The following is a 15,524-nucleotide window of genomic DNA, read 5'->3' on the forward strand; positions in this document are numbered from 1 at the left end:
TTTGATTTGAGGGGGCACTATGAAAATAGGGTATGCTCGTGTTAGTACTGTGGACCAAAAAGAACTAGCGCAAACTGATGCGTTATCAAGTGTAGGTTGTGAGCGCATATATATCGATCGGGTTAGTGGAAAATCACGAGAGCGGCCTGAGTTAACGAAGATGCTTGAAGTGTTGAGGCAAGATGACATCGTGATTGTTCAACGACTTGATAGGCTAGGCCGAAGTTTAAAAGATTTGATCAGTCTGCTAGAGCAACTAAAGGACCAAGGCGTTAAGTTTGTAAGCTTAGTAGAGAATATCGATACGACAACTGCTGTCGGTGAACTAGCGTTTCACATTATTGGTGCGATCGCACAATTTGAAAGGCGCTTGATTTCAGAAAGAACTAAATCAGGCTTAGCTGCTGCTCGAGCTCGGGGTAGAAAAGGCGGTCGAAAACCAAAAATGACCCCTTCAGATATCCGCAAAGCAAAGGCCATGCTATTAGATCTAAATATCACTAAAGCCGAAGTTGCTAAGCATTTTGGGGTCAGTCGGCCCACGTTGAATAAGGCGTTATTCTAAGGGCTAGCGATAAATCCTGCTCTTTTTTTAGACAAAACACTTGAGATCTGCTGTATGAATATCCATATAATAGATTGAACCTACGTCGATCAGGAGACTCTCATCAATGCCGATACAAACTCATTTTGACAAGTTTGACAAGAAAATTTATCTCACAAGCCACTCTGCTGGTTATAAAAAAGCCAAAGAAAAAGATGATAGTATTTTTGAAGAAATTAAAACGGCCTTCAAAGATGCAGGGTACCCCGTGATAGAATCATTTAAGCAAGGCTCCTTTGCTGTCAATACGGCGATTAACAGCTTAGATGGTGATTATGACATTGATCGTGCGATAGTAATTGATGCTGAAAATGCGCCTGAAGATCCAGTTGAACCGAAGAGACTTATTAAGGATGTTTTAGTAAAAAGAAATTTTAAGGACCCAAAAATAAAGAAGCCATGTGTTACGGCTGATTATAAAGCAACCAACCTGCATATTGATTATACCGTATATAAAAGAGAAACCTCTTTTATATACGGCAAAACCTATTATTTAGCTGTTGGAAAAAACGGCTCCAGTGATGAACACAAAGAGTGGTCAGAGTCTGACCAAAAAGGGCTACTTGAATGGATTGACAGTGTTGATGAGTATCTATTTGGAGCAACAGTTAAACGTCGCCAATTGAAGCGTTTAATACGCTATATAAAACGCTGGCGTGATGTGAATTTTCTTTCTGAAAGTGTCAGAAAAAAAGTATTTTCTATCGGTTTAACTGTGATGATTAAAGAACAATACAGCCCTCCAACACTTTCAAGTGAAGTTGATGATGACTTAATTGCTCTGAAGAATACGATAGATGGAATCTTAGACTCTGATTATATTGATGCGCCTTGGGGTACACAAGATTACCGTGTATATACAAAGTTACCAAAAATACCTTATAGAGATATCTTTCAGCATAAGGTAGACGGTGAAAGTACTGATGGCAGTGATTTGAATACAGGTACCCAGCTAAGAAATAAATTGATGACTTTACAGAGTGAACTCCAAAGAGCAATAGATGAACCTGCTGAAGTTAAACAGTGTGAGATACTGAATAAACTATTTGGTGATGACTTTGAAGTACCTAAAAAAGAAAAAAAGTCATCCTCAAAAGTAGCTGCTTCAGCTGCGATAGGTATAGCTCCACTAAGCACAGCTGGTGCTTCAGGTACTTCTCAGGGTGCTTAAAGTGGATTATGAATTAATACTTAAATATTTTCTTGATAGTGATTATGAAGTAGAGCCATCTGAGTATCAGGGAAGCGATACAATTGCGGTCACAGTTGATGTCGATGGTAAGCTCGTCACATTGATACATTTTTGTGTTGATGAATTCAAAGAGCTTCCTCTTTTCTTTATCAGAAACCCCGACTCTTTAGGTACATTGGCACATGTGCAAATCTCTCCTGAGTTTACGGAGCTTGGTTTCATATGTGTTAATCATTTAGATTCTGTGTCAGTTAATTATGAGCGACCGGAATTAGCTTTTGAGGAGTCATTAAGGCGCCATGAAAAGTTGCTTCTTTCGCTCATAAAAGATACCGAGTTTAACAAAAGTGAATTGCTAAGAGAGTTCAATACTAATTGGTATAAAAATACGAGTGGCTTATTAAAATCACCTCCAATCACCTTATTTTGTGCCATAGGAGAGGTTGATTTCAGTCAATTAGAAATATTTAGACCAACGTTTTCTGATAGCGCAATGAGTATTCCGGCATCTTTTGCAGGAGTAGCACAAGAATCCAGTGACCCATGTGTGACACGTTATCTAAGTATTAAAGAGCGGCAAAAACACGAAAACTCTATCGGCTTCTTCTTATCGATAAAAAACATTAACCCTATTGTACCTAGAGGAGAAAAGGAACTTAAAGAGTGGCTCCTTGAAACCTTAGAAAATCTCGAATTAGATATAAGAGCTAAAGTAGAGAAACAGATTTTCCCTTATCGTGCTAAAGAGTTTTGGCTGGTGCTGAGAACAGAGACGCCTTCAGGAAAAACATGGGTTGGAATGAAGCTAAGTTCAAAGAAAAAAGCTGCATTTCCGACAAATATAGACAAAATTGCCAATTGGCATATAAAACCATTTTTTGTTGAAACCTTTAACAAAGAACTCATCCTTCCTCGCAGTGGTGCCATAACTTCTCTGGATAGCAAGAAAGTGCTTTTGGTTGGTTGTGGCTCAGTAGGTAGTGAAATTGTGCATAAACTAGGTGCGGCAGGAGTCGGCCGGCTAGATATTACAGACCCAGATAGATTTCAAACTTCAAATTTGTATCGACATACTTTAGATAGGTATATGATTAACTGGCCAAAAGCGACGGCTGTCGCGCGCCAATTACTAGATAAATACCCTTGGATAAGAGTTGAAGGGTATCGAACTAGCCTACTTGAGTTAAGAGATCCTAAAATTATTGGTCAATATGATCTCATTGTCATTGCAGTCGGCTCGCCTACACATGAAAGAATGTTCCATGACTTTATTGCCAAATCTACAGTTAGAGTACCAACAATTAATTGTTGGTTAGAAGGGTATGGTGTAGGAGGACATGCCATACTAGATGTCCAAAAGAAAAAAGGCTGTCTAAAATGTGCTTATGTTGAGCCTAATACTGGTGTAAGGGGACTAGCCTCTAATCTAAACTTTCTTCAGCCAGATCAAAATATTGTAAAAAACTATGCCGGATGTGGCGAAATGTTTATTCCATATAATGCAAATAGCTCTGCACAGACAGCTCTTATAGCTTCTAATTTGGCAATAGATTATTTATTAGGAAGGCTTAAGAACTCTACTAAAGTCAGTTGGAAAGGTCGTTGTGATGATGCGGAGAATGCTGGGCTCATGCTTACGGAGAGGTACAATAGCTTTAATCACTCTCTTGTGATGCAACCACTAAAGAATCCGTTATGTGATATCTGTAATTCGCAAGATATTGCGTTATTCACAAGCCGTTGTGGTAAACGGGTATGGTTACCAAATGATATATATCAAGAGCTTATTAGTTACAGGCAAACAGAGCGTGAAAGTTTAGAGTCCGCAGGTTTGTTGATGGGCTGCTATAAAGATAACGGAGATGTTCTGATAGAAAGAGTAACTAAGCCTAAGGATACGGATTATAGAACGAGGACGTCATTTAAATTAGATGCGAAAGCACATCAAGCTGAGGTTGATGATGCCTATGCAGCTTCCGATGGCCTAGTTGGGTACATTGGTACTTGGCATACACATCCCCAGAGCATACCAACCCCTTCTTTCCCTGATAAAGTTGACTGGCAGAATCATGCAAAGGAGAACTCTGAGCGTTTGTTATTTTTTATCATTGTTGGGCTAAAGCAGACTTCTGTGTATTTTATTGAAAACTCTCGTGCAATTGAGCTTTCTAGATTTATTGAAGGGGAGTAATTAAAAATATGTGGGAACGTTTCAAATGGTTACTTATCACAACTTTTAAATTTAAAAGAACAGCATATCCCAGAACTCTTTGGGGAACAAAGCTCTGTCTTCTAGCTGTTGGTGCAGGTATGTTTTCAGTGGGTGCGATAAATGTTCAGTTTGAAAGTGAATTTATAGTTAATACGCTTGATTTAGACTATAAGGAGCCATCGCTGTATTCGATGTACCTAAGTATTCTATTGTTTTTTGTCGGCTGCGCATTAATATTTTCAGAGTGGAACCAAAAGTTAAGACATACTGCGAAAGTCATGATTTCAGCTTTACCCAGTACTCTTACGCATTTCCCTGAGGAAATTTTAGATCCAACTGAGAAAGCTTTTTGTAGAGAACCGGTGGTCATCGGGCTACAACAACCTGCCACTGAGAATATTTGTGCGCAAATTCGTCGCTATAATGCTGAATTAGAAGTGGATGTTTTTAAACATTATATACTCCATGAAAAAGGTCAAAAGTTATATATTGGTGGGCTTGCTAGAATCCCTTTCCTGGTTTCATATGGCGCAATGCTAAGAAATCTTACAGCTGAAATCGCTTACTTTGATAAGTTTCATCGAGATGGAAATTACAGCTTACTCTCTGATGAACATAGAAACATCGACTTTACAGAAGCTAAACTACAGAAGAACGTTAATCAATTTGGTGATGCGGGAATTGCTGTAGGTTTTACTACGCCTATTTCAAAAAGGCAACTTCCCGAGGAGTTAAGAGAGTTCACTACAATAATGTCTTCAAATAGAGGGAACGCAAGGAACTTAATTAAGAATCAAGAGAATTTACATGAGTTGTCTGAAAAATTAGGAAGGTGTATTGATCAACTTTCGGCACAACCTAACTGTCTGAAATTACATTTATTTCTTTCTGTTCAAGCAGCTTTTGCTATCGAAATTGGTCGACGATATCAGGAGGGAACTCATCAAAATTGGGTAATCCATAATTTTGACCCTCAAACTCAGTCTTATACATGGGCAATAGAATTGTCAAAAAATGGTATATCAAAGTATGAAGCACAGAACTCTTTTATGGAAAACTAGATAAGATCACTGAGGGTGAGCTAGATATTTAACGCAAAAAAAATTTCACGGTGTAATCAAATTAATATAATGAACCTTAAAGGTTATTTTATTTTGATTATGCTTTTAATATGCACTTATAAAGTATCATCCTAAGTAATAAAGATATACCTACTCTAAAGTCTCTTTCAGTGGCGCAAGTCAAGCAATGATCTAGGTAGCTCGAAGTCGATTGTTAGGTGACCACTTTTATGACCTTTATGAAAAGTGACGAGAAGGTTTTTAGAGGGCGACATCAATCATCTAAAAACCATTTAAACCAGGATTTTTCTTGCGTTTCTTTATTTTCTCGAAGTTGAAGTAAGGATTCCATTGATTCAGATTTAAAGTCGAAGGCCGGCGGTAATGTCCTGTCGCCTTGCTCTAATGTGACGCCGTTTTTAAGGCCTTTTTCAGTGACTGCACAATTGCCATTTTTACAAACTACATCAGGCTCTGGTATTGGGAATGTTTTTTCTGAAGCTGTCATGACATATCGCGCTTCAGCGCTAGAAAAATCTTCAAAGACTTTAAATTCATCCACTGATGTATGGGGTTCTGCTCCAGCGGTTACTTCTACCATATGATGTAAAAATTGATAATTTCCAACATGTGACAGCGCACTCTGACCCGGCTCGGTGATAAATGACAAAAAGCCCTTATCTATCGGAGTCGAAGCCAACGCATCTGTTGCACGAAGACGGTCTATTGTTGCCTGATCTTTTTCTGTAAAGTTGACCGTAAGCTGGTGTCCTTTTGCGTCGAAGTGCCCGTCATTATAATTGGCTAACATGTTTCCATCATCATGTTTTCTATAACCCCCAAGGTCAGAAGCAAACCGATGAATATATTTATAGTCGATATCGTTTTGATCGGCGTATTGATATATATCTGCTAATAGATTTCTATCATCTTGGGTTAAAAATTCAAATGGACTTTTTGTTACATTGGCAAGTGACATGCCATCAACGCCGCTTTGAACTTCTGGCTCATTACCACCAAAAATGTTTTTTACCATGACTGCATAGTAATGTTCAGACTGATCGCCACTTTGGCCGATCATAAGGTCAGGCTCATTTAACGTGGATTCAAAGTGTGATGTTGCTTGAGACTTATAGTCATCAGAAATCATCGCTTTGCTTTGAGCTGAAAAGGTGTGGATGTGAGACGTCAGTGCTGCATCAAATGACGCCATCGCGCTCACATGACTTTTGCTCTTAAGGGCATCTCGCTTAATATCTGAGAGGTCAGCTTGGTCTTGCGCATGCCAACGCTCATAGGCTGCTACTTTTTCGGGGTTGGAGAAAGTATCACTTGGGTCCAACGCAATGGTCTCTAGCTGATCCTTCGATAAATGTTCAAATGTCCATTTAGCGGATGCCACTTGACTTCGGCTGTGTTCAGTATGTGTGGCTCCCTTAGCTACATCCCAAGATAGCGGCTTTTCATGCGGTTTTTCACTATCAATAGCTTGCTGGGCTTTTTCCAATCTCAACGCTAACGAGGATACTGATACATTGGTGTCGTCTGGTTTATGGTAACCAGTATTAGATTGCAGTCGTTGAGTATTGTTTGGTAGTACCGCTAGATTTGAGCTTAACTTAGTATTTGGGATATCCATATTATCTATCCTTCTTAGCGCAATGAATTGCCCTTTGTTAGATTAACAAGGGGCAAATGACTAATTAGTCGGTAGTATAATGGAACGTTATACTTTCGCTTCTATTAGGTTCTGCGAAATGAAAACTGCCAGTCGCCTCAACCCGATGCACAATTGACGCTGTAATACCTGATTTGAACTCTTGACCATTAAATGTGGTTACCATACCTGAAAAGTTTGGTGTAATTTCACTACACATTAAAGGGGTAGAAGTATAAGCTCGAAAGAAACATAGTTCAGCGGTTTCTGTTGCTGAATCTGAAAAGCTGGCGGAAACATAACTAATACCAGTTATAGTGCCAGTTTTACTTTTATATGGAATATCTCTTAAATCCATATGCAATACAGAGAATAGCTCACTAGAAAGCCCACCGGCAGAGCTTAATACAAGCATTCTACTAGGTTGTTTTTCTTTAGTTATCGTGAAGTCATCGGCGAGGGCTTGACCACTGAAAGCACATGAAGATACTAGCAGTGCCATGATAGACATTTTTTTCATTAATAATTCCTTATTGTACAATCTGATAGAGTGTTTGTAGTTCCTACTACTATTAAAAATCTATGGTAATGTGACTAGGTTGTCAACAGTACTGAGATAGGGAAGAAAAATAAATCAGCAGGGGGGAAGGTCAACGCCGCGACAAAACGTCACACTGGTTTAAATTAAGTGTATGTGGGAACGCGTGGATGCTCACCCTTCAAAGCAAGAAACCATGATATGGCTAATCTTTTCTTTACTGAGCGGCTTGACGATAAAATCTTTCACACAGTCATAGTCGGAGGCTTTGGTTAAATCACAGGGGTTTTCCGAACTGGTTAGCATCATGACGATGATAGAGTTGTACGCTGCTTGCTTATTTAATGATTGATACTCATCTAGAAATTCAAAGCCGTTCATAATGGGCATATTTATATCAAGCAGTATCAAGGTTGGGGGAAATTTATCCGCGCCATATAATGCTCTTTTTTGGTCAATGTCGCTTAAAAAGTTCAGCGCATCTTCGCCATCGGTTGCAAAAAAAATGTCTGCTTCATCGTTGATGGCTTTGGCACGTATTAACGCTCTTTTTGCCAAATAAGCATCGGCATGATTATCATCAATAACGAGAATAGAAGAAATTGTCTTCATCGTAACTAGTCCTTTAAGTCTTTAATGCTTACTGCTTAGGTATTAATACTTTGAATATAGTCCCTTTTGAAGAGCTTTCAAAAGTGATAGTGCCATTTAATTTCTCAACGTGCTTTTTAACAATATACATACCTAACCCACTTCCACTGGAAGTGTGAGGGTGAAATCTCTTAAACATTAAAAATACAGAGTCTTGGAACTTAGCTGGGATCCCTAACCCATTATCTTCAATCATGAAGCGTATGTTATTTTCTTGCTGTGTAACAGTGAGTTTTACGTAGCTGCTTTTCTGATTTTTATTTGCATATTTAATGCCGTTTGATATTAGGTTGGTGATAATTTGTTCAATTCTTACTTTAGGTGCGTCAAATCGTATGTGCTCTTCAATATCGCTTAAGATGTCGACCTGTTTGTTTAAGTAGACATTGTCTAAATCTGCTTTGATATCAGTAAATAAAGATGCCAAGTTAATGGTGTCGTGGGTAAATTCTTGCAGCTCAGCTTTCGACAGATCTAAAATGTTATCAATGAGCGTTTCCAGTTTCCTAATTTGTTTTTCTATTTGTGCCGCGGTGCTTTTTGCCTCATCGTAATAATGATCGTTAAGATCTTCGACAATGGCACTGGCACACCCTCGAATGGTTACTAAGGGGGCTTTTAAATCATGAGATGTGCGATAAGAAAAGTGTGATAGCTCTTCATTAGAGCGTTCTAGTGAGTCATTTAACAACATTAATCGTTGCTGTTGTTGCTGATTTTTCAGCGCAGTGTCTTGGAGTTGTATGGTCATGGTTTTTAACGCGCTGTCTAGCGCTTCATTTTGATTAAATAGCGCATGATCAACGTTATAATTCCCTTTAGCGACATCGTTGGCCAATGTGACGGTATTTTTTAAAGGGGTAATGATGGTTTGGACCAGAACGATTGTCACAACCATACTGCCAAAGATGGCCAATAGCATAAAACCCAGCGTAATATGTTGTAAGTTTTTTTCGCTTTTTTCTTCTTGTTTAAAGATGCGCGCCATTTCCCATTTCTGTGGGTCTAGTATTTTTCTTAAGATGGTTAGAATGTTATCTTTAAGTGGAATAACCTGATCTTGCATGAGTTTAATGGCTGCTACAGAGTTATTGTTTTTACTGAGTTGTTCAATTGCTAATTGCTGTGCTTTTAATTCAGTTAAAAGCGGCACGATTAAGTGCAGTTGGGCTTGATGCTCATCATTGTGCCACCGCGTTGCATAATTCATTAGCTGACTGTGCATTTTGTGGATAATTGACCATGTAGCCTGTCTTTGTCGAATGTGTTGTGCATGATTGAACAGTAGAGTGTCTTGAATATTCAGCATGGAAAGATTAATGGCGTTTGTCATACGTAAATTGGCTTGTATTGACGGCTCATAGATAGTTTGTATTTTTCTCGATAGGTGAGTTAAATTGTCCACTTTAACCACCGACGTGATACTGGCGATGATGAGTGTTAAAAGTAAGCTAACAAAACAGAGGGTAATCTTCTTTTCTATGGTCAGCATTTTAATTTTCCAAGGATGCTTAATTAATACAGTAAAATCACAGATTTTATTTTTATCAAAAGAATGGCTTATGTTTTTTGATTTGAAATTAAATAGGCGCTTATCAGCAATAATAAAAATAAAATAACCGATGCAAAGTAAGCAATATTTTTAAGGATTGTTTGGGTGTAGAGGCCTATGAGGTCTAACTTAGTATGCACAGCAACAGCCCAAGGCTGCGTACTAATAGGAACTTGAAAGGTGATGTCTTGTGTGCCATTTGTTCTTGTTTGAATTCCACCAAAAGGGAGCCCTTCACCTGCCGATTGCGTGTAGGTTTTTGTTTCAATACCATCAGAAAGAGTCCAGCCGGTTACGTCTTTGCCTACGTTGGAAGGTTTAGGATGCGCAATAACCCTATTTTCGTGTTGAACAATACACGCAAAATGCTCATCACTTTGTGGGGTGCTTTCTAACATAGCTTGTATTTGAGCTAGGGCTGCTTCCGTGCTTTTGCCTCTTTCTAAATCTAACGAAACTAATGTAGCAAGTCGTTCAGCTTGTTCTCTATTTTTATTTAAAGTTAGCTCCATCATGATATCGTAAACACTGCTGTAAATAATTGGAGAGACAGTGGCAATAATGAGCATGCTACTCAATAACATAATAAAAAATGCTTTTAAAAAACTCAGTTTCTTCATGTAATACAGCTCCATTTTAAGCTTGCTTATAGGTACTAGTTTATTTTTATCACTACTTAACAGCATAAATAATATATTACGGTTAATATTATTGGTTATGACTGTATAAATATCAATCATATGATTTTTAAAGTGTGGTGATATCATCTCGCTCACTGATATTTTATTGCGTGGGCATTGATGAAGACGTGCTTTCAAACGTGTTGGCTTTTTATCAGCGCGCTGTACAGTATTTGTATATGACTCTATTGGCGATATAAGAATATGTAATACTGATTACAAGGAGTAATGTGACGATGAATAATGTGCTTGAATATGCCGCTAAGAGAGAGTCGTTAGTAGTGGTTAGCCAGTGAGTTTTTAAAGGATTAAAAGTGGAGTTTCCTCCACTTTCAAATAAGCAGCACTATGGTAGGGAAATTAAAAATTGAGAAATTGCTTTACCAATGGTGTCAGGGTCATCCTCTTGCATGAAATGTAACCCTTTGGCCGTGGCGGTGGTTTGGTTCGGTAAACTTTTGGCAAACTTGCGTACATCACCTGTAATGAATACCCCAGGTTCTGCATCAATGAATAGCTTAGGCACCTTACTGGTTGTGAGCCATTTAGAATAATTACCAATGCGGGTTGCTACGTCAGCAGGTTGGCCTGCAATGGGCACTTCACGAGGCCATTGTAATGTTGGTAGTCGGTCATCGCCGGAGTGTAAATAAGGGCGACGGTATTCATCCATCTGTGCTTGCGTTAATGCACGGGTTGTGACACTTGGCAGCATTTTTTCGATAAACATATTCTCTTCAAGGACTAACTTTAGCCCTGTTTCAGCACGTACGGCTTTGAGTGTAGGGTGAAAGTCTTTCGGTAAGTCTTTCCATTCTAATGGTTTTATAAAGGTCTCCATGTAAGCGATACCGCGTACACTGGCTTGATTGTGAAATGCCCAATCAAAACCAACAGCGCCGCCCCAGTCATGAAGGACTAAGGTCACTTCTGTTTTGGCGTTTATCTTACGCATAAATTCAGCGAAATACTTTGTATAACTGACTAAGCGGTATCTGTCTGTTTCTTCAGCCGGTAACTTATCACTGTCGCCCATTCCCATTTGGTCAACAACGATGATACGGCCTTGACCTGCGACGTGTGGAATAACATTTCGCCATAAATATGACGAAGTGGGGTTGCCATGTATAAATACGATAGGGCGACCTTCACCGCGCTCGATGTAGGCCATTTTTTTACCAAAGACGTCGACAAACTTTTTCTGTGCTTGCCATGTGTTATTAGCATGTGCCGATATGTTGAATGTGAAGAGTATGACTGCAAACAGTATGAGTGTCTGTATGGCATTCACGACGGCTTTCTTTGTGATGGTGTAATTGATCATCAAGGCTCTCTATGAATTATATATGACTCGATCATATATAGTTCAAGAGCGCTTGTCACGAGAAATATATGACTTAGTCATGTATTTTTGTGGTGAGAAATGGGTGTTTATGCGTGAGTGAGTCATATATAATGGCCGCATGAAAGATGATACTTATATAAATAATTTGCTCGGTGCGTTTGCAACGACGGTAACTGCAACGATAGATGAACACGTCAATACCGTGGGGTGTCGTAGTGCGAATGCGGCTACCGCACTTGTGACTATTTATAATCACCCGGATGATAGTATTGATGTTTTACGGAAAATTTTGAACCTGACACACTCAGGTGCTGTGCGGTTGATTAATGGCTTGGAAAGTGAAGCCCTGATTGAACGTCGCCGCAGTGAAATGGATGGTCGTTCTGTGGTCATTCGACTCACGGATGAAGGTGTGCAGCGAGCGAAGCAAATATTAACGGCTCGCGCGAACGCAACACAATCAATAATGCAGTCAATAACGGTGGAACAACAGCAGCTGTTGTTGCCTATTCTTGAGCAGGCATTACGTACTGTGACACATGATGTGAGTGATGCACGAAAGATATGTCGATTATGCAACGAAGGGGTATGTCGCGTGCAAGGTTGCCCCGTTGAGCAATCGGCGGTGAGTCATACTTAAAGCGTTAAACGTACCGTGCTGATGGGTTAGGCGATGAGCGAATATGGCTGGATTGTGAAACATAATGCCAGTTTTACCTATAAGAATCGCCTCATTTCACAGATAATACTAACTAAACTGTTCAAAAATACGCTAGAATCGCCGGCTACTTTTTTAGCATTGAGCTGACCCCTTTATGACCTTAGCGACACCGCCTAGTAACTTTACTGATCTTGGCTTGATCCCCCCTTTATTGGCGCGATTAGCTGAGTTGAAATACATCACCCCGACGCCAATTCAAGCACAGGCGATTGGCCGTGTATTGGCTGGACGTGATTTAATTGCTGGAGCGAATACGGGGTCGGGTAAAACGGCTGCATTTGCATTGCCATTGTTGCAACAGCTATCAAAGCAACTGCAAGCAAGTACGTCTACAAAGTACGAAAAAGGCAATTTTGTTTCAGGGTTAGTGTTAGTGCCAACCCGCGAGTTGGCGACGCAAGTGGCGGATAGCATTAAATCTTATGCTGCACATTTTAATGGTGCAATTAAAACAACGGTTGTTTTTGGTGGGGTGTCGGTTAATAAGCAAATGCAAAATCTGCGTGGAGGCAGTGACATTGTTGTGGCAACGCCAGGTCGACTACTTGACTTAATTGCCAGTAATGCCATAAAACTCGATAAAGTGTGTACCTTGGTACTAGATGAAGCCGACCGCATGCTGGGACTCGGTTTTGCTGACGAATTATCTAAGTTGCTGGCCTTAATGCCAAGCGAAAAGCAAACCATGTTATTTTCTGCCACTTTTCCTGAGCAAGTAACAGCACTGACAGATAAACTGTTAATTGATCCTGTTGAAATTCAAGTTCAAAGTCGCGATGCAAGTACAGTGATACAGCGGGTATTTACAGTTAACAAAGGGCAAAAAACGGCCTTGCTAACGCACTTAATTCAGCAGCATCAGTGGCGACAAGCGCTTATATTTGTCAATGCGAAAAATCACTGTGAGCATTTGGCACAAAAATTAGAAAAGCAGGGCATTAATGCCAAAGTGTTTCATGGTGACAAAGGGCAGGCGGCGCGCACGCGTACGTTGGAAGCATTCAAGTCAGGTGAAATTGAGGTACTTATTGCCACTGATATTGCGGCGCGAGGGTTAGATATTGCTAAGCTCCCTGTTGTGATTAATTTTAACTTGCCAAGAAGTCCTGCAGATTATATGCATCGCATTGGTCGAAGTGGTCGTGCCGGTGAAATTGGGCTGGCGTTATCTTTGATTGATCATGATGACTTTCATCACTTTAAAATCATTGAAAAGAAAAACAAAATTCGACTTGAGCGAGAGCAAATTTCTGGGTTTGAGGCTGATGATGTTAACCCTGAACTTGCAGCAGATAAACCGATGGCTAAGCCCGAAGGGACTGGTAAGAAAAAACGTAAGCAGCAAGCTGATCCGGATGATGAAGTATGGACGGGTTGGAAAAAGCTATCTAAATAACCTCAGCTCTGGATAAGCGAATTTGCCCAATAAAGCTATTTTTCTCACTCTCGGCGTTGCTTTCATTTGTAATAACCCGCTATTACTGCATAAAAGCGCCTTGATATTGAACAAAATATCATCATGGGATTATACGTAAGTGTGTTTATAAAACACCTTCTATTGCAAAACCCTTATCCAAACCTGAGGTTAAGTAACGATACCAATGCTGGGGAAAGCTCTCCAGCTTCATACTCACCGCGGTGTTAAATTATGATTGTTGGCACTCACTTACTTCTTGATTATCTTAAACAACGGTTAGGCGATTTCTCCTTCTAAAAGCTCTTTCAATAATTTCCCTTCTCACTACGTTGACTTATGTGATGAGGTATATATGAAGCCTATTGTAATTTGTTGTAATAACGCTTTTGTAACACCTACTATAAACTTGCCTACATAAATGTGCTGAACCAGTTTAAAGGCAAGGGTTACTTAAAGACAGACTGTTAACAATCAAGGACCAATAACATGACGATTAAAAACAACCAACAACCGGCACCAGGATGGGTAGGTGGATTCGAAGAGTCAAATGCATTATTTTCGTATCCAGATCCTAATTTATCATCGTTACATATGCTAGATAACATGGCGAATATTGATAAATTGCAACGCCAGCAAGAAGTTTTATGGCCAGAATTTAGCTGGGAAACGCGTAAAGACGAAGAAAATACACGCAGGTGCTATCAAATGTTTGCACCCGATATTTCCCGTATAGGCTATACCAATGAAGGTCGCGTTTATTCCATTATTTGTCCTCAACAGGGGGCTTATTCACCCTCATTTGGTGCGCTAAACGTTGAAGTCACCGTCACTGGCCAGCGAGGTTGGGTGAATGAAACGAATAAAACAATGGCAGCGGATATGTCTGTAGTAGGTAAAATTTGGTTTAGCCCAAGTGCAAAAACCACTAAGGCTTTCAAGCTATTAGAAAGTTTATTTCAGGCTATGAACTTACCATTCCCGTTATCAAAAACGACCGCAATCGTAGTGAAAACTTCTTTGCCGGGTGATCCAAACCAAGTGATATTCCCGCTCAGAAAGGGGCAAAGCCACGACTTTGATATTCCCGCGTTCGCTAAGCATATAGGTGAGGCGTGGGATGTTGCGCATTTAAATGTAGAAATTGGCGATGTTGAAAAAGTAGGTCACGATATCGTTGATGATTTTAACCAGTTATTTATGGATTTTTTCAATTTGGCGTCGGGCAATATGCTGCAAAATGGTAACGTGTTAAGTTGGAATGTATGGTTTAGTGCGCCACAAATCGTGGATCAGACAGAGTGGAGTGAACATGCTAAAAAATGGCGAGACTCCATAGATGCAGGTCATGGTAGTCCGGATGGCGAAGGTACTGTCGCGCGTTATTATGATGGCACTGAGTTTAAGCCTGCTGAAAATTTACTGGATATCGAAAAAGAGCGCCTTGTTGATTTTCTTACCAAGCACTTTTCGGCCATTGGCAAAGAAAAAGTAGACGCGTATCTCAAAGCGCAGATCTAAGTAACTAGCTTACTATCGCTTTTATTAACCTCTGTTGGTGGCTACCTGACCAACCAACAAAGGTTAATAGTGTCAATAATTCACATTTTGCACGTATATTCCATTCGATATTTTTGCTACTTAGAGTTGTAAAGCAATGAGCCAAAACCTCACTTTTATCCTAGTCTGGTGATGTTAAATCTGGCTTACATACCCTGTACTCACTCACCCCCTTCCTTTATTTAAGTAAAATCAAACGACTTAAATTGTTGATTTTAATAAATATTATAATTCATTAGCAAATATTACTAAATGTTATCTGGCATTTACAGTTGTTGAGAAATAACCAATGATGACATCCATTGACTGCATCGGTGGTTCATTGTGATATGCGACA

General features: G+C 39.7%; 13 protein-coding genes. 7 read left to right on the forward strand and 6 right to left on the reverse strand.

The features are described 5' to 3' along the window. Positions 1–19: 19 nt before the first annotated feature. The 4 genes from J8L97_RS10345 to J8L97_RS10360 all read left to right on the forward strand — a co-directional run bounded on the left by J8L97_RS10345 (position 20) and on the right by J8L97_RS10360 (position 5,069). Positions 20–565 carry a recombinase family protein gene (locus tag J8L97_RS10345; protein ID WP_211049392.1) on the forward strand — a complete coding sequence of 182 codons (546 nt, stop codon included), beginning with the start codon at positions 20–22 and terminating at the stop codon, positions 563–565. 106 nt (positions 566–671) lie between these two features. After that, on the forward strand, positions 672–1,775 hold the full coding sequence (locus J8L97_RS10350) for a nucleotidyltransferase (protein ID WP_211049395.1): 1,104 nt from the start codon (positions 672–674) through the stop codon (positions 1,773–1,775). A gap of 1 nt (position 1,776) precedes the next feature. Continuing rightward, complete coding sequence (locus J8L97_RS23955; protein ID WP_211049398.1) at positions 1,777–3,987, forward strand: ThiF family adenylyltransferase; 2,211 nt, start codon at positions 1,777–1,779, stop codon at positions 3,985–3,987. A gap of 8 nt (positions 3,988–3,995) precedes the next feature. Next, positions 3,996–5,069 (forward strand): SAVED domain-containing protein, encoded by a 1,074-nt coding sequence (locus J8L97_RS10360; RefSeq protein WP_211049401.1) that lies wholly within the window; start codon positions 3,996–3,998, stop codon positions 5,067–5,069. Positions 5,070–5,343: 274 nt separating this feature from the next. Here J8L97_RS10360 and J8L97_RS10365 read toward each other — a convergent pair whose 3' ends face one another. From J8L97_RS10365 to J8L97_RS10390, 6 genes are all read right to left on the reverse strand, one after another. Then, positions 5,344–6,708: a hypothetical protein gene (locus tag J8L97_RS10365; RefSeq protein WP_211049404.1), complete on the reverse strand. Its 1,365-nt coding sequence runs from the start codon at positions 6,706–6,708 to the stop codon at positions 5,344–5,346. Positions 6,709–6,772: 64 nt separating this feature from the next. Beyond that, positions 6,773–7,246: a hypothetical protein gene (locus tag J8L97_RS10370; RefSeq protein WP_211049406.1), complete on the reverse strand. Its 474-nt coding sequence runs from the start codon at positions 7,244–7,246 to the stop codon at positions 6,773–6,775. Between the two features lie 192 nt (positions 7,247–7,438). Continuing rightward, positions 7,439–7,876, reverse strand: a complete 438-nt coding sequence (locus J8L97_RS10375) for a response regulator (RefSeq protein ID WP_210996398.1) — start codon at positions 7,874–7,876, stop codon at positions 7,439–7,441. A 28-nt stretch (positions 7,877–7,904) separates the two neighbouring features. Beyond that, positions 7,905–9,407: an ATP-binding protein gene (locus tag J8L97_RS10380; RefSeq protein WP_211049409.1), complete on the reverse strand. Its 1,503-nt coding sequence runs from the start codon at positions 9,405–9,407 to the stop codon at positions 7,905–7,907. A gap of 68 nt (positions 9,408–9,475) precedes the next feature. Beyond that, entirely contained in the window at positions 9,476–10,087 is a 612-nt protein-coding gene (locus J8L97_RS10385) for a cache domain-containing protein (protein ID WP_211049412.1), read from the reverse strand. Positions 10,088–10,493: 406 nt separating this feature from the next. After that, positions 10,494–11,471 (reverse strand): haloalkane dehalogenase, encoded by a 978-nt coding sequence (locus J8L97_RS10390; RefSeq protein ID WP_211049415.1) that lies wholly within the window; start codon positions 11,469–11,471, stop codon positions 10,494–10,496. A gap of 139 nt (positions 11,472–11,610) precedes the next feature. Between J8L97_RS10390 and J8L97_RS10395 the strand changes: the two genes are divergently transcribed. The 3 genes from J8L97_RS10395 to J8L97_RS10405 all read left to right on the forward strand — a co-directional run bounded on the left by J8L97_RS10395 (position 11,611) and on the right by J8L97_RS10405 (position 15,148). Next, on the forward strand, positions 11,611–12,132 hold the full coding sequence (locus J8L97_RS10395) for a MarR family winged helix-turn-helix transcriptional regulator (RefSeq protein ID WP_192509108.1): 522 nt from the start codon (positions 11,611–11,613) through the stop codon (positions 12,130–12,132). 175 nt (positions 12,133–12,307) lie between these two features. After that, complete coding sequence (locus tag J8L97_RS10400; RefSeq protein ID WP_211049418.1) at positions 12,308–13,609, forward strand: DEAD/DEAH box helicase; 1,302 nt, start codon at positions 12,308–12,310, stop codon at positions 13,607–13,609. A 507-nt stretch (positions 13,610–14,116) separates the two neighbouring features. Then, positions 14,117–15,148, forward strand: a complete 1,032-nt coding sequence (locus J8L97_RS10405; protein WP_211049421.1) for a hypothetical protein — start codon at positions 14,117–14,119, stop codon at positions 15,146–15,148. Positions 15,149–15,524 lie beyond the last annotated feature (376 nt).

The sequence above is a fragment of the Pseudoalteromonas sp. MMG012 genome, assembly GCF_018100875.1.
GTDB classification, from domain to species: Bacteria; Pseudomonadota; Gammaproteobacteria; order Enterobacterales; family Alteromonadaceae; genus Pseudoalteromonas; species Pseudoalteromonas aurantia.